A 17,951-nucleotide genomic window follows, 5' to 3' on the forward strand; every position below is an offset into this window, starting at 1 on the left:
TGGGCGGGGTCTTTCGTCTCAGCCCAGATCCGGTTCGGAGCGCAGCTCGATGCGGTCCCCCGCCCGCTCCATCTCCAGGGCGACGATCTCGTTGCTTCCCTCGCGCCACAGGTGGCCGGGGGCGTACAGGGTGACCTGGGGCCCCAGGGACCAGTAGCGGCCCAGCGCGAAGCCGTTGAGCCAGACCATGCCCTTGTCCCAGCCGGGGAAGGCGAGGAACCCGTCGGCGGGGGTGTCCACCCGCATCGTCGCCCGGTGGAAGGCGGGGCGTCCGGCGGGGGCGGCACCCGGACGGAAGCGGCAGCCGTTCAGGTCGTCGAGGGGCAGCGAGCGGATCTCCCAGTCCCGTAGCTCCTCGTCCCCGAGCAGGGCCTTGCCGCTGATGCCCTTGGGGTCGTTGATGCCGTGGCCGAAGTTGATCCGGCCCGTGGGGTCGACCAGCAGGTCCAGGGTGCCGGCGGCGCCGTCGACGGTGAGATCCACGGTGGCCCCGGGCTGGTTGCGGTCGAAGGTGCCCACCCGCTCGCCGTCGAGGAAGACCAGGGCACGGTCGCCGAGCCCACTGACGCTGAGCTTCGCCGTCCCGCGTGGCCCCGGCACCTTCGTGCGGTAGTGGATGAGGCCGTACGCCTGCCCGAGCGCTTCCATGTGGACGGGGCCGGGGCTGCGGTGTACGGGGCTGCTCAGCGCGTCGAGGCAGTCGAGCAGGTCCGCCGAGGAGGTGGGGGCCACCGTCTGCGCGGGCATCCGGCGTGGGGTGGCGGGCAGCGGCTCATCGGGCAGCTCGGCGTACTGGCCGATCACCTCGCGGATCTTGTGGAACTTCGCGGTGAGTTCGCCCGCCTCGCCGATCGGGGCGTCGTAGTCGTAGCTGGTGATGGTGGGCTGGTAGTGGTCGCCGTCCAGATTGGCGCCCGCGTACCAGCCGAAGTTGGTGCCGCCCACCGCCATGTAGAAGTTGACGGACGCGCCCGCCTTGAGCATCTTCGCCACATTGCCGGCCGTCTCCGCCGGGTCGGTGGTGTGGTGGGTCTCGCCCCAGTGGTCGAACCATCCGTCCCAGAACTCGGTGCAGAACAGCGGCCCTTCGGGCTGGTACTTCCGCAGCTCGGCGAACGGCCCGATGGGGTCGCCCGCGAAGTTGACGGTGGCCAGCAGGTCGGGGAGGTTGCCCGCCTCCAGCATCTCCTGGGAGGCGCCGTTGGAGCAGAACAGCAGGCTGTCGACGCCGCGGGAGCGCATGCTGTTCTTCAGGTGCTCCAGGTGGGCGTGGTCGTCGTCGTAGCTGCCGTACTCGTTCTCGACCTGCATCGCGATGACGGGCCCGCCCCGGGTGGCCTGCAGGTCGACGAGCTGGGGCAGGAGGTCGTCGAACCAGCCGTCGACCGCGCGCTCGTAGGCGGGGTCGGAGCGGCGCAGCGGCATGTCCTTGTCCTTGAGGAGCCAGGCAGGCAGGCCGCCGAAGTCCCATTCGGCGCAGATGTAGGGGCCGGGCCGCACGATCACCTTGAGCCCCGCCTTGTCGGCCTGCCGGACGAAGGCGGCGATGTCCCGCCAGCCGGTGAAGTCCGTCTCGCCCTTGTGGGGTTCGTGGAAGTTCCAGGCGATGTAGGTCTCCACCGTGTTGAGGCCCATGCCCCGCAGCCGGGTCAGCCGGTCGCGCCAGTCGTCGGGGTGGGTCCGGTAGTAGTGGAAGGCGCCGGACAGGATCTGGAACGGCTTCCCGTCCAGCAGGAACTCGTCGCCCCGCACGGTCAGTCCGGAGGGGTGTGCCGACTGGGCGAGGACCGTACGGCTGCCGCCGAGGACCGTGCCCAGGGACGCCGCTGACACGGTGGCCGCGCCGAGAAACCTTCGCCGACTGAACTCCGCCATGCGCACTCCCGGTTGGACTGGCATCACTGATCGGTCGCGTTCGGTGTTGTTTCTTCGTGCGCGTCCGAGTCTGCGGCACTCCACAAAAGAGAACAAGAGGGCCGACGACGCGGCACCGCCGATGGCTTGGTCCGTCCGCCGTCAGCTCACGAGGTCACGAGGCACCTGGCGAAATCCAGGGACGCGGTGAACACATCGTGCACCTCCTGTTCCGCCGCCCCGTACCAGCCGTGGTCGGCGCCGGGGACGAGCCTCAGTTCCGCCGCCGCGCCCGCGTCCCGCAACGCCGCCGCCAAGTCCGCGCTGTGCGTACGGCAGACCATCGTGTCCTCCTCCCCGTGGGCGAGGAAGAACGGCGGGGCCGCGGCGTGCACTTGGGCGAGCGGGCTGGCGGCTCGGGCCCGGTCGGGGACCTCGGCCGGGGCAGCACCCAGGAGCAGGGCCTCGGGGGTACGGGGATCGTGCGGACGGAAGCCGCCCCGAGGGGCCGTCAGATCGCTGGGCGCGTACCAGAGGACGGCGCCCGCGAGGTGCGGCTCGGACAGCGCGAGGAGCGCGGCCAGCTGCCCGCCGGCCGACTCGCCCCACACCACCGTCCGCCGGGGATCGATGCCCAGCTCACCGGAGCGCCGCGTCAGCCACCGCAGGGCGGTACGCACATCGTCCAGCGGGGCCGGGAAGAGCGCCTCGCCGCTGAGGCGGTAGTCGACGCAGGCGACCGCGAGGCCCGCGGCGGCGAGCCGGTGGAAGGGGCCGGGGTCCCAGTCGCGGGTGCGCATCCCCAGGTCGTCGCGGCGTCCGCGCCGCCACGCGCCGCCGTGGACGTACAGCACCAGGGGAGCCGGTCCTTCGGGGAGCCACAGGTCCAGTTCGAGCGGACGGCTGCCGTCGGGAACCGCGTAGGGCACTCCGCGCAGCAGCCGGATGCCGCCAAGTGACGCCGCGGGTGGGAGGGGTGCCTCGTCCGGGTGCGGGGCGGGGATCTGTTTCAGCAGGTCCGGGTCCGGAACGGTCACCGCTTCCTCCTCTGGTGGTCGGGCAGAAAGCGTACGTCGTACCGCGCGGGCACGGTGCCGAACTGTGAGGGCGCTCCGTCCGGTTGGCGTGCCGCAGTCCTTGGGGACAGAGCCGAAGTCACCAGGGGTGAGGGGCGGTCCGGAGTGCTCCCCCTCGGTGGGCACCGGCCCCTCTTGGAGGGCGGTGCGATGCGGTGCGTATCGTGCGGCCGATGGGACGGATGCGGATCGTAGGGACGGTGACGGCGGCCCTCGCCCTGACGCTCGCTGCGGGCTGCGCGGGCGGCGACGGCGCGGAGCAGGGCGGCCCCGCCAAGCCCTCGGGGCAGCACGGGGTGCGCTTCGAGGCGGACCGCCCGGTCGCACGTGCGGATGCGCCCGTGAACGTACGGCTCAAGGGGCCGGCGCCCCGTACCCGGGTGAAGATCACCGCCCAGGCCGAGGACCGCCGCGGCGGGCGCTGGGCGGCCACCGTGACGCGCACGGCCGACAGCAAGGGCACCGTTCAGCTGGGCGAGAAGGGCACCGCGCGGCTGCTGGAGAGCATGCTGCCGACCGGCGGACCGGCCGCGAAGCTGATCGGCAGCGGCAAGGCGTTCTCGTACCACCCGGGTCCGCCCGGAAAGCAGCGCTCGTACACGGTGCGGTTCGATGCGACGGCCCTGTCGGGCAAGGACAAGGGCGAGCGGGTCGCCCGCCGGGACCTGGTCCGCCAGTGGCTGACCAAGGGCACGACGCACCGCAGGCTCACCGTCGCCGAGGACAAGGTCGCGGGCGATCTGTATCTGCCGGCGAAGGGCGGCGGCAAGAAGGCACCCGTGCTGGTGTTCGGCGGCTCGGAAGGCGGCAACGCCGGTACGTACGCAGCGGCGCTGCTCGCCTCGCACGGGCACCCCGCGATGTCGGTGTGCTACTTCCGGTGCGGCTCCGGCTCCGGACGTCCCGACGGCATCGACGACATCGATCTGGACTACTTCACCAGGGCCGGGGAGCTGCTGCGTAAGCAGGAGGGTGCCGATCCGGACCGGCTGGCCGTCATGGGCAACTCGCGCGGCAGCGAGGCGGCGCAGTTGCTGGGGCAGCGCCGCCCGGACGTCTTCCGCGACGTCATCGCGTACGCGCCCTCGTCCAATGTCAACGGTCCCTATCCGAGCGGTACCACCGCCTGGGCCGACCGCGGCAAGCCGGTCCCGACCGGCCCCATCCCCCTCGACCACGTACGCGGCACAGTGCTCGCCGTCGCGGGCGGCAACGACAGGATGTGGGGCTCGGCGGACTCGGCTGCCGCCATGGCCCGACAGGGGGCGAAGAAGTTGGTGTACCCGGATGCCGGGCACCATGTGAACTGGTTCCCGCTCGGGCAGCCGGGCCAGGAGGGCGGCCGCAATGGTGCCGTGACCAGCACTTCGCGGGCCGACCAGGCCGCCCGGGCCGACTCCTGGCGAAGGGCCTTGCGACTACTGGAGGGCTGACAGCTTCTGGGTGGGGGGTGCCCCTTCCTGAGGGCCGCAGGCTGCGGGTGCGTGGTGGCTTGGCGCGCCCACGCGGCGGAGCCGCCTATGTCTCTGTCCCGCGCCCCTTCGGGGCACGTCCCTCAGGCGTTCTTCGCGGCCAGCTTGACGATGGTGACGTCCGAGTCGGCGCCCACCCTCACGGGCGGGCCCCAGGCGCCGGCGCCGCGGGTGACGTACAGCTGGGTGTCGCCGTAGCGCTCCAGCCCGGCGACGGTCGGGTTGGCCAGCGCCGCGAGGTGGTTGCCGGGCCACAGCTGGCCGCCGTGGGTGTGGCCGGAGAGCTGGAGGTCGACGTCGTGGTCGACGGCCTCGTGGATCTGCACCGGCTGATGCGCCATCAGTACGCAGGCACGTGAGGTGTCCCGGTCACGGAGCGCCTTGCCGTAGTCGGGCCCCTCACCCTGCTCCTCACCGGCGAGGTCGTTGACGCCGGCGAGGTCGAAGCCCGGCAGCTCGCGCCGGGCGTTCTCCAGCGGGTGGACGTCCAGCTCGCGCAGGTGGTCGATCCACTCGCGGGCGTTGCCGAAGTACTCGTGGTTTCCCGTCACGAAGTACGACCCGTGCCGGGACCGCAGCTCGCGCAGCGGCTCCGCCGCGGGGCCGAGATCGGCGACGGTGCCGTCGACCAGGTCGCCGACTATCGTCACCAGGTCCGGCTGCGCCCTGTTGATGGTGTCGACGATCCGCCGGGTGTGGGCACGGCCGAGGATCGGCCCGAGGTGGATGTCGCTGACCACCGCGACCCGGTAGCCGTGCGCACGCCGGCCCAGCTTGGCCAGCGGGACGGTGACGTGCTTGAGCGTCGGCCCGTTCAGCACGCTGTAGCCCCCGGCCGCCGTCGTGCCGAGGCCGGCCACTGCGGCTGTGCCGGCGAGGGTGCGGGCGAGGAAGACCCGACGGGTGGGGACGGGGGCGGTGAGGGGGACGGTGTGTGGGCTGGTGCGCGAGGGGGCGCCGGGCTCGGTGGCGACGCCGCCGCCGGTACCGCCCGCCGCCTCCGCCGCCACAGCTGCGGGCTCCGCCACGACTGCGGGTTCCGCCACAGCTGCCGGTTCCGCCGCAGCTGCGGGCTCTGCCGTGACGGGGGCCGGTTCCGTCGCGAGGGTCCCGGCCGCCCGCTCCCTCCCCCATGCCGTGCGCCGCAGTACGAACCGCACCAGTTCCCCGGCGAGCAGCGCCAGCGTCAAATACAGCAGGCAGGCCAGCCACAGATAGCCGGGCCAGGCCAGTACCCGCTCCAGCGCGAAGGGCGCGCCCGCACGGCCTGAGACAAGCCCGCCGAACGTGGTGACGGGCAGCACCACCGCCAGCACCGTGCCCAGCCGGCGCCACCAGCTCCGTGGCGCGGACACATCGCGTACGAAGCGCCGCCACAGATAGACGTGCGTGCCGGCCAGCAGGCTCAGCACGACGAGTCCGATCAGTACGCCTACGACCACCATGAAGGCCGCTCCTCCCCCTCGCTCTCCCCCGCTCCCGGACCTGCCCCGGGCGGCATCAGGTGCGCCGGGCCGCCCGCAGTCCGCGAAGACCGATCAGACCGATCGCCGTTCCCAGCAGGAACGAGGTGATCGCCAGCAGCAGATGGACCCAAAAATAACCCGTCGGATCGCCGGCGTCGTCGAAAGCCAGCCCGCTGCTGTCCTTCCAGAGGTTCTTGACGAACGTGATCCAGACGAACCAGGACCAGACCCCGAAGGCCAGCAGGAACCAGGAGACCCGCCGGGAGAGCACCAGCCCCGTCCGCCGCATTGCCGAGGGCTCCGCCGCCGGCTGCGGCTCGGGCTCCGTGGCGGGGGGTGTGGTGGAGGTGTCGCGCATGATGTCCAGTATGGCCGCCACGCCCTCCTCCGCCGCCCGGCGGGGTACCGGACCGTCAGCCGGCGGGGCCCCGGGCCGTCGCCCGGAGGGGGTCCGGGACCGTCGCCCGGAGGGGGTCCGGGGCCGTCGTCCGGCGGGGGCGTGCTGCGGCACCCGCCCCCATTGGCCTACGGAACTGCGCGAGTTGGGCGATCCGAATCCGCCCATGGAGGGGCTCGACGTCCCCAACGCGCCTATGGGCCTGTACGTTCGCAGGGTGCCCATTTCTTCGCATTATTCAGACCGCGCCGCGCGCCCGCACCCGCGCGGCGGCTCGCGCAAACGCCGCACGACCACGTTCGCCGGCCTTGCCTCCACCGGCCTCGTCCTCTCTGTGCTCTCCCTGCTGACCGCCACGGGAGCCCAGCCCTCTTACGCCGACGAGAACGAGCCGGCCGGCAAGAAGGCCGAGCCCAAGCCGCCCGCGCAGATGTCGACCATCGGCGGCGAGCGGCTCGGCCGCCCCGGTACCCAGGTGAACCTGAAGAAGGGCGCCCCCAAGGTGCCCACCAAGCTCTCGGCGCGCTCCTGGATCGTCACGGACGCCGAGTCGGGCAAGGTGCTGGCCTCCCACAACGCGCACTGGCGGCTGCCTCCGGCCAGCACGCTGAAGATGCTCTTCGCCGACACGGTGCTGCCCAAGCTGCCGAAGAACCGCAGCCACAAGGTCGTCCGCTCCGACCTGGCGGGGATGGGCGAGGGCAGCAGCCTCGTCGGCGTCAAGGAGGGCGAGTCCTACACCGTGCACGACCTGTGGCTCGGTGTCTTCCTGCGCTCCGGCAACGACGCGGTGCATGTGCTGGCGGCCATGAACGGCGGCAAGGCGAAGACGGTCAAGGAGATGAACGAGCGGGCCCGGACCCTGCACGCCAACGACACCAAGGTGGTCAGCCCGGACGGCTACGACCACAAGGGCCAGGTCTCCTCGGCGTACGACCTGACGCTGTTCGCCCGCTCCGGCCTCCAGAACAAGGACTTCCGCGAGTACGCGGCCACCGCCGACGCGAAGTTCCCCGGTGAGACGAAGAAGGACAAGAAGACCGGCAAGAAGAAGCGCGAGAGCTTCCAGATCCAGAACACCAACCGGCTGCTGACCGGTGACGTCGGCATCAAGCCCTACCCGGGCATCGCCGGCGTCAAGAACGGCTCGACGACCAACGCGGGCAACACCTTCACCGGCGTGGCCCAGCGCGGAAACCGGGTGCTGCTGGTGACGGTGATGCATCCGGAGGCGACCGAGGCACACGGCGTCTACAAGGAGACCGCCAAGCTGCTGGACTGGGGCTTCGCCGCCGACGGCAAGGTCGAGCCGGTGGGCGAGCTGGCGGCACCGGGCGGCGGCGCCAGCGGCGGGGGTGCACCGGCGGGCAAGGGCGGCGAGGCGGGCGGCTCGGACGCCCGCGCGGCGGCGCACACCGATGGCAAGCCCTCGGGCGGCGCCGGGACGGCGCTCGGAATCACGGGCGGTGTTCTGGTCGCCCTGGCTCTGGTGGCGTACGTGGTGCACCGTCGCTGGCCGCTTCCGGAGCTGGCGCGTCGCCGTCGCCGGTGAGGTCCTTGACGGGCTGCTGGGCGTCGGGGCCCTCGCCGGGGGCGGGGGCCGTGGCCGTCCAGGCGGCGCAGTAGAGCAGCAGCTTGGTCATGAAGCTGATCCACAGCAGCAGTGCGATGGGTACGCCGAAGGCGCCGTAGATGTTCTTCGCGGCCACCTGCTGGAGGTAGCCGCCGAGCAGCAGCTTCAGCAGTTCGAAGCCGACCGCGCCCTGGAGGGCCGCCGCCAGGGTCGCGCGGCGCGGCGGCTGCACGCGGGGCAGCAGGGTGAGCACGTACCACAGCAGTACGAAGTCGGCGGCGACGGCGGCGGTGTAGCCCGCGGCGCGCAGCAGCACCGTCCCCGCCCCGCCCTCGGCCAGTCCGAGCTGCTCGGCGACCCATCTGGCGGCGGTCACGGCGAACGCGGAGCCGCCGAAGGAGACCAGCCCGACGACGCCGAGGCCCAGCAGGATGCCCACGTCCACGGCGCGGCGGACGACGAGGTTGCCGGGGTCCTCCTCCAGGTCCCACACGGCGCGCAGGCTCTCGCGCAGGGTGCCGACCCAGCGCCCGCCGGTGAGCAGCAGCGCTACGCCCGCGATACCGCCGACGGTGCCCGCGTTGTCCACCAGCGACTGGAGTTCGAGCTGGTCGGAGATGCCGGGCACCTGGTCGGTGAGGGTCTCCTGGAGCCGGTTCGTCTGCTCGTGGGAGAGCAGCGCGGCGGCGACGGCGACGCCGACGGCGAGCATCGGGAACAGCGCCAGGAAGCTGATGAAGGTGATGGCGGCGGCCAGCCGCGTCCACTTCCGGTCTTCCAGGTGCTGGTAGATCCGCCAGATCCGCGTGGCGCGCAGCCGGGCGAGCACGGTGCGGAACCATGCCGACAGCGGTCCGAGGAGCGGGCCCACGAGCGGCAGCTTCTTCAGTCTCTCCACACCAGCCACCTGCCCAGCTCAGCGGTCTCCAACGGTCTCCGGCCGCTACTGGACGTTACCGTCCGTTACGGAGCCTTGCCGGTTCCGTCGCCGTTCAGAGCGTCGCGGGCGGGCGCAGCGCCGAGCGGCGCTGGTGCGGCGGGCGGCAGGACGCGGCCGGGACGGTGACCTCGAACGGCGACGCGGCAGCCGGCCCCGGACCCTGCGGATAGCCGGGGCCTGTGGCAGGGGCCGGGCCGGTGTCCGGGCTGGGTGCCTGCGCGAAGGGAAACTCCTGCTTCAGCCGCCACACCTGGTCGGCGCCCTGCTCGTAGAGGGCGAACCCGCCGGCCGTCCAGGCGCACTCGAAGTCGGACAGCTCCTCGTAGGCCCGGTCCATGGCCGGCTCCGCGATGCCGTGCGCGACCGTCACATGCGGGTGGTACGGGAAATACAGCTCGCGGGCGAGCGGGCCCTCCGGGTCGCGGACCCGCTCCTGGAGCCGGGAGCAGGCCGTGGCACCCTCCACGACCTGGACGAACACCACCGGCGACAGCGGCCGGAACGTGCCCGTACCCGCCAGCCGCACCGGGAAGGCGCGCCCGGCCAGGGCCACGCCCGCCAGATGCGCCTCGATAGCCGGCCGCGCCGAGGCCGGGACCTCGGTGGGCGGCAGCAGCGTGATGTGGGTGGGGATGCCATGGGCGGCGGCGTCGCCGAAGGAGGCCCGCCGCTCCTGGAGCAGTGTGCCGTACGGCTCCGGGACGGCGAGCGATACGCCGAGGGTGACGGTCGCTCCCGCGCCCATAGGTTCTCCCTTCACCGCCTGCCGGGCACGAGGCCCACCTTGTCGTACACGGTCCGCAGCGTCTCGCTCGCCACGGCCCTGGCCTTCTCCGCACCGTCGAACAGGATCTTGTCCAGCGCAGCCGGGTCGTCCATGAACTCCCGGGTCCGGTCACGGAACGGCGTCACCCAGTCCGTGACGATCTCCGCGAGATCCGTCTTCAGCGCACCGTAGCCCTTGCCCGCGTACTTATCTTCCAGTTCCTCGATTCCCGCACCGGTGAGCGTCGAGTAGATCGTCAGCAGATTGCTGATCCCGGGCTTCTTGTCCCGGTCGAAGCGGATGACGGTGTCGGTGTCGGTGACCGCGCTCTTGATCTTCTTGGCGGTGGTCTTCGGCTCGTCCAGCAGCTCGATGATCCCCTTGGGTGCCGAGGCGGACTTGCTCATCTTGACCGCCGGGTCCTGGAGATCGTAGATCTTCGCCGTCTCCTTGGGGATGTACGCGTCCGGGACGGGGAACGTGGCGCCGTACCGCCCGTTGAACCGCTCGGCGATGGTGCGGGTCAGCTCCAGGTGCTGGCGCTGGTCCTCGCCGACCGGGACCTGGTGCGCCTGGTAGACGAGGATGTCGGCGACCATCAGCGCGGGGTAGGTGAACAGCCCGACGCTGGTGTGGTCGGTGCCCTGCTTGGCGGACTTGTCCTTGAACTGCGTCATGCGCGCTGCCTCGCCGAAACCGGTGAGGCACTCCACGATCCAGCTCAGCTGGGTGTGCTCGGGCACATGGCTCTGGAGGAAGAGCGTGCAGCGCTCCGGGTCCAGCCCGGCGGCCAGCAGCTGGGCAGCGGCCATCCGCGAGTTGTCGCGCAGGTCGGCCGGGTCCTTGGGGATCGTCATGGCGTGCAGGTCGACGACCATGTAGTACGCGTCGTGGGTCTCCTGGAGCGCCACCCACTGGCGCACGGCACCGAGGTAGTTGCCGAGGTGGAACGAACCGGCAGTGGGCTGGATTCCGGACAGCACACGAGGACGATCATTGACCATGCGGCCATTCTCTCAGGTGTCCGGACCCGCCTGCGCCCGAGTTCCGGGTGAGCTGGGGCACGGGGCCCGGCCCGTGGGAGCACGCGGACCGGGCCGGGGGCGCAGGGAAACGAGCCGGGCTCCCTCGCACACGCCGGGCAGGGGAGACGGACGGCGCCGACAGAAGATAGAAAGGTGCGGCCCCACCGGGCAGGCACGCCGGTATGTACAGAGGAACGGAGACGACGATGTCCACCCTCTCGAGCCCTTCGAGCGCGCAGAGCATCGCTACAGCGGAAGCTCACAGTGCGCACAACTACCACCCGCTCCCCGTCGTCATCGCCACCGCGGACGGCGCGTGGGTGACCGACGTCGAGGGGCGCCGCTATCTCGACATGCTGGCCGGTTACTCGGCCCTGAACTTCGGCCACCGCAACCCGCGCCTCATCGAGGCGGCCAAGGCCCAGCTCGACCGGGTCACCCTCACCTCCCGCGCCTTCCACCACGACCGCTTCGCCGACTTCGCCGCGCAGCTCGCCGAACTGTGCGGGATGGAGATGGTGCTGCCGATGAACACCGGCGCGGAGGCGGTGGAGACGGCCGTCAAGACGGCGCGCAAGTGGGGCTACCGGGTCAAGGGGGTGCCCGACGGGCAGGCGAAGATCATCGTCGCGGACAACAACTTCCACGGCCGTACGACGACGATCATCAGCTTCTCCACCGACGAGGAGGCCCGGGCCGATCACGGTCCGTACACGCCGGGTTTCGAGGTCGTCCCGTACGGCGACCTCGCGGCGCTGGAGGCGGCCGTCGACGAGCACACCGTCGCCGTCCTGCTGGAACCCGTGCAGGGTGAGGCGGGCGTCCTGGTGCCCCCGCCCGGCTATCTGGCCGGTGTCCGGGAGCTGACCCGCTCGCGCGGGGTGCTGTTCATCGCCGATGAGATCCAGTCGGGGCTGGGCCGTACCGGAGCCACGTTCGCCTGCGAGCAGGAGGGCGTCGTCCCCGACATGTACGTCCTGGGCAAGGCGCTGGGCGGCGGTGTGGTGCCCGTCTCCGCGGTCGTCTCCTCCCGCGAGGTGCTGGGCGTCCACCGCCCCGGCGAGCACGGCTCCACCTTCGGCGGCAACCCGCTGGCCTGCGCGGTCGCCCTCGAAGTCCTCGACATGCTGCGCGGCGGGGAATTTCAGCAGCGGGCCAAGGAGCTCGGCGAGCATCTGCACCGGGAGCTGAATCTGCTGCCGGACTCGGCCGTCCGCGAGGTGCGGGGGCGGGGGCTGTGGGCCGGCGTCGACATCGCGCCCTCCCACGGCACGGGACGCGAGATCTCGGAACAGCTGCTGTCCCGCGGGGTGCTGGTCAAGGACACCCATGGCTCCACGATCCGGCTCGCGCCGCCGCTGTGCATTTCCAAGGAGGACCTGGACTGGGGGCTGGAGCAGTTGCGGTCGGTGCTGGCGGGTTAGCCGGTGTCTGTGGGCGCCCCCTCCCTCGTGCGGGTGAGGGGGTGCCCCTGCTGGGCGTTCGCAGACTGCGGGTGCGTCTTGGCTGAGCGCGCAGTTCCCCGCGTCCCTGACGGGGCGCGTTCATCCCGCTGCATCGCGGGTGAGGTTCTGACTCCGGGCCACCTCCTCCATGCCGAAGGCGGAGCGGCGAGGGGGCGGTCTCCGATCTGTCTTCCGTACACCGGCCCCCGGAACATCCCGGACAACTGCTAGTCGTCGTCGCAGGCGCCGAGCCGCAAGCCCCGACTGTGCGCGACTCGCAGCACGTCGCCGAGGGCACGGACGGCCGCTGTTAAAGCCAGCCGCAATGCGAGGGCGCCTGCGGCGGGCTGCGCCAGCACCGCCTCGCACTCCCCCAACACCCGTGCCGCGTCCGTGATCTGCCGGTCCTCGGTCGCGTCCGCCAACGCGGAGATCATCCCGCCCTCGGCGCCGGGCGCCAGGTAGCAGGGCTTGCCGGTGTCGGAGGTCCAGGGCAGTAGCCGGAGGTCTTCGTCGAAGAGGGGTTCGTGCTTCTCGGTCACGCTGAGCTCCTTTCCACGGGCACGGCTGATGGTCACTGGTGGCGGGGAGTCAGCGCGACGACGCTGACGGCGTCCGATCGAGGTCACCGAAAGGCGTCAAACCGGTGTCATAGACAGGGGAGTTGGTTCTAGCGTGTCCGGTATGACGACAGCGGAGCAGGTACCGAACGACACGCTGCGAGCCGTCCGCATCGGGCTGCGGCTCAGTCAGGACGACCTGGCTAGGGCGCTACGACGGGCTGGCGAGGAGTCCGGAGAGCCGAACGACGCGAACAAGCGGTTGGTGCAGCGCTGGGAGTCCGGCATCAGCCGCACACCCCGGCCGGTGTATGCGCGGGCGCTCGAGCGGGTCACCGGCCGTCCGGTGGAGTCGCTCGGATTCGCCCTTCCGGTCCCCCGGCTACGGGTCAGCGATGACGGACACGGCGGCCACGATGTGGAGGCCGAGACGATGAGCACGGACGTCCACGCCCAGCAGCAGCCGTCTCCCTCGCCTTCGCCCCACTACGGCGGTATCTGGCTGAGCCGTTACGAGTACTACAGCTCCGGACGCGGCGACACCTTCACGGGGTCCCACTACCTCGTGCTCGTCCAGCACGGCGACCGCCTGACCGGGCAGTCGCTGCCGGGCGCCTCCACCGACCCGGACTCGCCACTCACCCTCGACCTGACCGTGGACCGCAACGTGGTCACCGGCACCTGGACCGAACAGACGGCGTCCGATGGCTACTACGCGGGCGCCCGCTACCACGGCGCTCTCCAACTCCTCGTCGAGCCGACCGGCCGCCGCATGACCGGCAAGTGGATCGGCTTCGGCAAGGACTTCGACATCAACTCCGGCCCCTGGGAGCTGGTCTTCCAGGACAGCTCCACCAGCAAGGCAGCGTTGGAGCGCTACAGCCGGCCCCCCGAGTGAGGGGCGGCCTCCTGCGCGCGTACCCTCCCCCGTTGCGTTACCAGCGTCACAGCGAAGGACAAAGCCAGCGCGGCGAGGAGGCCCAGGTTGGCGGTGGACCAGGGGCCGGTGGGGCCGCCCAGGGCTAGGGGGGAGAGCAGGTAGCCCTGCCAGTTGAGCCAGTCGGCGCCGGTGTTGGTGACCAGGCCCCAGCCGAGCGCGGTGGCCCCCGCCAGGACAGCGAGCGGCAGGAGGCGGATGTCGCCGTAGCGGCCCCGGGGGCGGAAGAGGTCGGCGTCGTCGAAGGGGCGGCTGCGCAGTGCCGTGTCGGCCAGCATGATGCCGCACCAGGCGGCGACGGGTACGCCCAGCGTCGTCAGGAAGGCCATGAACGTGCCGAGGAAGTCGTCGGCGAAGAAGACGAGTGCGATCGTGCCCGCGACCATCAGGGCGCCGTCCACGGCGGCGGCCGCATAGCGCGGCACCCGCACGCCCGCGGCCAGCAGCGCCAGGCCGGAGGAGTAGATGTCGAGGACGGCCCCGCCGACCAGCCCCAGCACGGCGACGAGGGTGAACGGGACGAGGAACCACAGCGGGAGGAGGGTGGTGAGCGCGCCGATCGGGTCGGCGGCCACCGCCTCGTTCAGCCGCGGGGAGGAACCGGCCAGCAGCAGGCCGAAGACGAACAGCAGGAGAGGGGCGAGGGAGGCGCCGAACGTGGTCCAGCCCGCCACCGCCGCGCCCCGCGTTCTCCTGGGCAGGTAGCGGGAGTAGTCGGCTGCCGCGTTCACCCAGCCCAGGCCGAACCCGGTCATCACGAACACCAGGGCGCCCAGCATCTGCTGCGCCGAGCCGTCCGGCAGCGCCGACACCCGCTCCCAGCGGATCTCGTCCGCCACCAGCACCATGTAGCCGACCGTCAGTGCTCCCGTCACCACGGTGATGGCCGTCTGAAGGCGCATGATGAGGTCGAAGCCGGCGATGCCCGCGGCGACCGTCAGCGCGGAGACCACCACCAGGGCTGTCACCTTCGTACCCGTACCGCCGCCCCATCCCAGCCGGTCGAGGACGGTGGCCGTCGCCAGTGTCGCGAGGGTCACCAGGACGGTCTCCCAGCCGACCGTCAGCACCCAGGAGACCGCGGACGGCAGCCGGTTGCCGCGTACTCCGAAGGCGGCCCGGCTCAGCACCATCGTCGGCGCGGAGCCGCGCTTGCCCGCCACCGCCACCAGGCCGCACAGCAGGAACGAGGCGACGATGCCCAGCACGCCCGCGATCAGCGCCTGCCGGAACGACAGGCCGAAGCCCAGCGCGAACGAGCCGTAACTGAGCCCGAGAACCGAGACGTTCGAGCCGAACCACGGCCAGAACAGTTGCGCGGGCCGTCCCTTGCGCTCGGCTTCGGCTATGACGTTGAGGCCGTTCTCCTCGACTGCCGGCATGGCGCCGCACCCCCCGTTTCCGTTTCGCGGACGTTGCTCGGCCCGCGCCGACTCAAGATCAGGGCGACCGGGCCGAATCGTCAAGAGCCGCCCGAACCGCAGCGCGCCAGCGCCCCGCACAACGCGTCCAGTGCTGCCGCGTAGGCGTGTTCGGCGGGGGTGCCGTAGCCGACGACCAGGGACGGGTCCGGCGGCGGGTCATGGGGGGCCGACGGGTGGTGGAAGGCGGAGAGGGGGTCGAGGGCGACGCCGGTGTGGTGCAGGGCACGGAGGGCGGTGGCTTCCGTGACGCCGGGTGGAAGGCGGAGGACGGCGTGCAGGCCGGCGGCGATGCCGGTGGCGCGCGCGGCGGGGACGCGGGCAGCAAGCCGTTCGACCAGGCGGTCGCGGCGCGTACGGTAGCGGTGCCGCATGGCCCGTACGTGCCGGTCGTAGGCGCCGCACTCCAGGAAGTCCGCGAGGGTGAGCTGGTCGAGGGTGCCGGTCGTCCACTCGGCGGGCGTCTTCGCGGCGAGGACCGGCTCCACCAGGTGATCGGGAAGCACCATCCATGCCAGCCGCAGTGCGGGGGCGAGGGCTTTGCTGGCGGTGCCGAGGTAGACGACGCGCTCGGGGTCGAGTCCCTGGAGGGCTCCCACCGGGTTTCTGTCGTAACGGAACTCGCCGTCGTAGTCGTCCTCCAGGACCAGACCGCCGGTCCGGCCCGCCCAGTCGACCACGGCTGCGCGGCGGTCGGGGTGCAGCGGGGTGCCGAGCGGGTACTGGTGTGCGGGGGTGAGCAGCACCGCGCGTACGTCAGCGAAGTGCGGGTCGCTGTCGAGAAGTTGCGTACGGGCGCCCCGCGTATCCACCGGGAGGGGGCGGGTGCGGGCCACCGGCTCCAGCAGCTCGCGGTGGAAGGGCAGACCGTACTCCTCGACGGCGATGTCCCCCGGCACCGCACGCGCCAGCAGCGCGACGCCCTGTGCGAACCCGGCGCAGACCACGATGCGGTCGGGGTCCGCGCGCACGCCGCGCGCCCGGGCCAGATAGCCGGCCAGCGCCTGCCGCAGTTGGACGGCGCCCAGCAGATCACCGTGCGAGAAGGCGTGCGCGGGGGCTGCGGTGAGTGCGCGCCGGGCCGAGGTCAGCCACGCCGAGCGGGGGAACGCCGAGACATCGGGCGTGCCGGTGCGCAGATCGTGGGTGGGGCGCTGCTGCCAGCGCGGGCCGCGGCTGAACGACACCCGGGACGGCCGCACGGCGCCGGCCGGTGACGGGGAGCGCGGGCGGCCCGGGGGCGCCGGTTCGGCGCGGTCCGCCACCCGGGTGCCGGAGCCCTGCCGCGCCGACAGCCACCCTTCCGCGACGAGTTCGGCGTAGGCCCCGGCCACCGTGTTGCGGGCCAGGCCCAGGTCGGCGGCGAGGGTACGGGACGAGGGGAGGCGGGTGCCCGGGGCGAGGCGGCCGGTGCGGATGGCGTCGCGCAGCGCGGCGAGGAGGGCGGCGCGGGGACGGGGCGCGCCGGGACCTGCGGACGGCGGGAGGTCGAGGTGGAGGTCACTGCCGGTGCGGCGCTCCTGGCGGTGCCCTGGCGGACCGGAATTGGCCCATGAATCTGCCATGAAAGTGGACCATACGCGTGGCCCACTCCCGCATAGGCTCGGGGGCATGACGACGACACCGCGTATGGACATCTGGAAGACCGCACCCGCACTGATGAAGGGCATGTACGCCTTCCAGCAGGCCGCCTCGGCGGCAGGGCTCGACCCGGTCGTCGGCGAGCTGGTCAAGATCCGCGCCTCGCAGATCAACCGCTGCGCCTACTGCCTGGACATGCACTTCGCCGACGCCCGCAAGAACGGCGAATCGCAGCTGCGGCTGGACCTGCTCCCGGCCTGGGAGGAGGCCGGCGACCTGTTCACCGAGCGGGAGCGGGCCGCGCTCGCACTGACGGAGGCCGTCACCGAGCTGACGGACGGCTTCGTGCCCGACGAGGTGTACGAGCGGGCCGCCAAGCACTTCGACGCGAGCGAACTCGCAGCGCTGATCGGCCAGATCGTGGCCATCAACGCCTGGAACAGGTTCAACGTGACGGTGCGCGGCCTCCCGCAGAGCCTGCTGGACGGCGCCGCGCAGGACGGCTCTCGATGAGCGGTACCGATCCCGCCGCCCGGCTCCGGGAACTGCACCGCGACCGGGAGCCGGGCGAGGCGCTCGTGCTGCCCGGCGCCTGGGACGCGGCGGGCGCCCGGATCTTCGCCGAGGCGGGGTTCACCGCGCTGGCGACGCCGAGCGCGGGCGTCTCGGCGTCGCTCGGATACGCCGACGGGGAGTGCCCCGCGGAGGAGATGTTCGCCGCCGTCGCCCGGATCGTCCGCGCGGTCGAGGTGCCGGTGAGCGCCGACATCGAGCGGGGGTACGGGCTGCCGCCGCGGGAGATCGCCGAGCGGCTGCGGGACGCGGGAGCCGTCGGCTGCAACCTGGAGGACTCGGTCGCCGACGAGCTGGTCGCCACCGGGGAACAGGCCGCGTTCCTGGCGTCCGTACGCGAGGCACTGGGGCCCGGTCCCTTTGTGAACGCCCGGGTGGACGTCTATCTCCGGGGCGCCGAAAAGCCGTTGGAGGAGGCGCTGGCTCGGGGCCGCGAGTACGTCGAGGCCGGTGCGGACGGGGTGTATCCCATCGGCGCGCCCCTTGATGACCTCACCGTGCTGGCCCGCGAGTTGTCGGTGCCGGTCAATGGGTTGGCCCGCGAGTTGAAGTTGCCCCTCGATGGGCCGGCCCGCACTTCCGGCGGGCCCTCCGTCGCCGAGCTGGCGGCGGCCGGCTGCGCGCGGGTCACCTTCGGCGGTGGGCTCGCGGCCCGCGCATACGAGGGCGTACGCGAGATGGCGGCTCAGCTGCGTGCCGGGTTCCGGTAAGGGGGTGCCCCTGCCTGTCGTCCGCGGACTGCGAGTGTGTTGGGGCTGAGCGCGCCCACGCGGCGGAGCCGCACATCAACACAGCCCCGCGCCCCTTCGGGGCGCATGCCCGCGCCCCCGCGACGGCGGTGTCGCGGGGGCGGGCGGTGGGGGTG

At 72.1% G+C, this 17,951-nt stretch carries 16 protein-coding genes; 6 read left to right on the top strand and 10 right to left on the bottom strand.

The annotated features are described in order from the left end of the window. Positions 1 to 18: 18 nt before the first annotated feature. A complete protein-coding gene (locus ACTWP9_RS01740) occupies positions 19 to 1,875 on the bottom strand; it encodes a glycoside hydrolase family 35 protein (protein WP_443244121.1) in 1,857 nt (618 codons plus the stop codon). Between the two features lie 146 nt (positions 1,876 to 2,021). Then, the gene (locus tag ACTWP9_RS01745) at positions 2,022 to 2,891 is read right to left on the bottom strand and encodes an alpha/beta hydrolase fold domain-containing protein (protein ID WP_443244122.1); all 870 of its coding nucleotides are present in this window, start codon (positions 2,889 to 2,891) and stop codon (positions 2,022 to 2,024) included. A 212-nt stretch (positions 2,892 to 3,103) separates the two neighbouring features. Between ACTWP9_RS01745 and ACTWP9_RS01750 the strand changes: the two genes are divergently transcribed. Then, positions 3,104 to 4,363, top strand: a complete 1,260-nt coding sequence (locus ACTWP9_RS01750) for an alpha/beta hydrolase family protein (protein ID WP_443244123.1) — start codon at positions 3,104 to 3,106, stop codon at positions 4,361 to 4,363. Positions 4,364 to 4,485: 122 nt separating this feature from the next. Here ACTWP9_RS01750 and ACTWP9_RS01755 read toward each other — a convergent pair whose 3' ends face one another. Next, the gene (locus ACTWP9_RS01755; RefSeq protein WP_443244124.1) at positions 4,486 to 5,847 is read right to left on the bottom strand and encodes a metallophosphoesterase; all 1,362 of its coding nucleotides are present in this window, start codon (positions 5,845 to 5,847) and stop codon (positions 4,486 to 4,488) included. Between the two features lie 55 nt (positions 5,848 to 5,902). Continuing rightward, positions 5,903 to 6,142: an SCO4848 family membrane protein gene (locus ACTWP9_RS01760; protein ID WP_443244377.1), complete on the bottom strand. Its 240-nt coding sequence runs from the start codon at positions 6,140 to 6,142 to the stop codon at positions 5,903 to 5,905. A 340-nt stretch (positions 6,143 to 6,482) separates the two neighbouring features. Between ACTWP9_RS01760 and ACTWP9_RS01765 the strand changes: the two genes are divergently transcribed. Further along, on the top strand, positions 6,483 to 7,817 hold the full coding sequence (locus ACTWP9_RS01765) for a D-alanyl-D-alanine carboxypeptidase family protein (RefSeq protein ID WP_443244125.1): 1,335 nt from the start codon (positions 6,483 to 6,485) through the stop codon (positions 7,815 to 7,817). On the opposite strand, the gene ACTWP9_RS01770 is transcribed toward ACTWP9_RS01765, so the two are convergent. The 3 genes from ACTWP9_RS01770 to trpS form a co-directional block, all read right to left on the bottom strand. After that, the gene (locus tag ACTWP9_RS01770) at positions 7,723 to 8,736 is read right to left on the bottom strand and encodes a YihY/virulence factor BrkB family protein (RefSeq protein WP_443244126.1); all 1,014 of its coding nucleotides are present in this window, start codon (positions 8,734 to 8,736) and stop codon (positions 7,723 to 7,725) included. The two genes, ACTWP9_RS01765 and ACTWP9_RS01770, sit on opposite strands and share 95 nt — an antisense overlap. Before the next feature lie 94 nt (positions 8,737 to 8,830). Then, on the bottom strand, positions 8,831 to 9,523 hold the full coding sequence (locus tag ACTWP9_RS01775; RefSeq protein ID WP_443244127.1) for a 2'-5' RNA ligase family protein: 693 nt from the start codon (positions 9,521 to 9,523) through the stop codon (positions 8,831 to 8,833). A gap of 11 nt (positions 9,524 to 9,534) precedes the next feature. Then, entirely contained in the window at positions 9,535 to 10,548 is a 1,014-nt protein-coding gene (gene trpS, locus ACTWP9_RS01780; RefSeq protein ID WP_443244128.1) for a tryptophan--tRNA ligase, read from the bottom strand. A 227-nt stretch (positions 10,549 to 10,775) separates the two neighbouring features. Between trpS and rocD the strand changes: the two genes are divergently transcribed. Beyond that, positions 10,776 to 11,993 (top strand): ornithine--oxo-acid transaminase, encoded by a 1,218-nt coding sequence (gene rocD / locus ACTWP9_RS01785; RefSeq protein ID WP_443244129.1) that lies wholly within the window; start codon positions 10,776 to 10,778, stop codon positions 11,991 to 11,993. A 248-nt stretch (positions 11,994 to 12,241) separates the two neighbouring features. On the opposite strand, the gene ACTWP9_RS01790 is transcribed toward rocD, so the two are convergent. After that, on the bottom strand, positions 12,242 to 12,556 hold the full coding sequence (locus ACTWP9_RS01790) for a hypothetical protein (RefSeq protein ID WP_443244130.1): 315 nt from the start codon (positions 12,554 to 12,556) through the stop codon (positions 12,242 to 12,244). A 142-nt stretch (positions 12,557 to 12,698) separates the two neighbouring features. Here ACTWP9_RS01790 and ACTWP9_RS01795 point away from each other — a divergent pair, with 142 nt between their 5' ends. Next, positions 12,699 to 13,472, top strand: coding sequence for a helix-turn-helix domain-containing protein (locus ACTWP9_RS01795; protein ID WP_443244131.1), 774 nt, complete (start codon positions 12,699 to 12,701; stop codon positions 13,470 to 13,472). On the opposite strand, the gene ACTWP9_RS01800 is transcribed toward ACTWP9_RS01795, so the two are convergent. Both ACTWP9_RS01800 and pdxR read right to left on the bottom strand, forming a co-directional pair. Beyond that, positions 13,451 to 14,893, bottom strand: coding sequence for a purine-cytosine permease family protein (locus ACTWP9_RS01800; protein WP_443244132.1), 1,443 nt, complete (start codon positions 14,891 to 14,893; stop codon positions 13,451 to 13,453). The genes ACTWP9_RS01795 and ACTWP9_RS01800 overlap by 22 nt on opposite strands. A gap of 80 nt (positions 14,894 to 14,973) precedes the next feature. Further along, complete coding sequence (gene pdxR / locus ACTWP9_RS01805) at positions 14,974 to 16,497, bottom strand: MocR-like pyridoxine biosynthesis transcription factor PdxR (protein ID WP_443244133.1); 1,524 nt, start codon at positions 16,495 to 16,497, stop codon at positions 14,974 to 14,976. 46 nt (positions 16,498 to 16,543) lie between these two features. Between pdxR and ACTWP9_RS01810 the strand changes: the two genes are divergently transcribed. After that, entirely contained in the window at positions 16,544 to 17,026 is a 483-nt protein-coding gene (locus ACTWP9_RS01810) for a carboxymuconolactone decarboxylase family protein (RefSeq protein WP_443244134.1), read from the top strand. After that, the gene (locus ACTWP9_RS01815) at positions 17,023 to 17,796 is read left to right on the top strand and encodes an isocitrate lyase/PEP mutase family protein (RefSeq protein ID WP_443244135.1); all 774 of its coding nucleotides are present in this window, start codon (positions 17,023 to 17,025) and stop codon (positions 17,794 to 17,796) included. The genes ACTWP9_RS01810 and ACTWP9_RS01815 overlap by 4 nt, the downstream gene beginning before the upstream one ends. The last annotated feature ends 155 nt before the right edge of the window (positions 17,797 to 17,951 follow it).

Source organism: Streptomyces sp. 3N207, from assembly GCF_052246355.1.
Classification (GTDB): Bacteria; Actinomycetota; Actinomycetes; order Streptomycetales; family Streptomycetaceae; genus Streptomyces.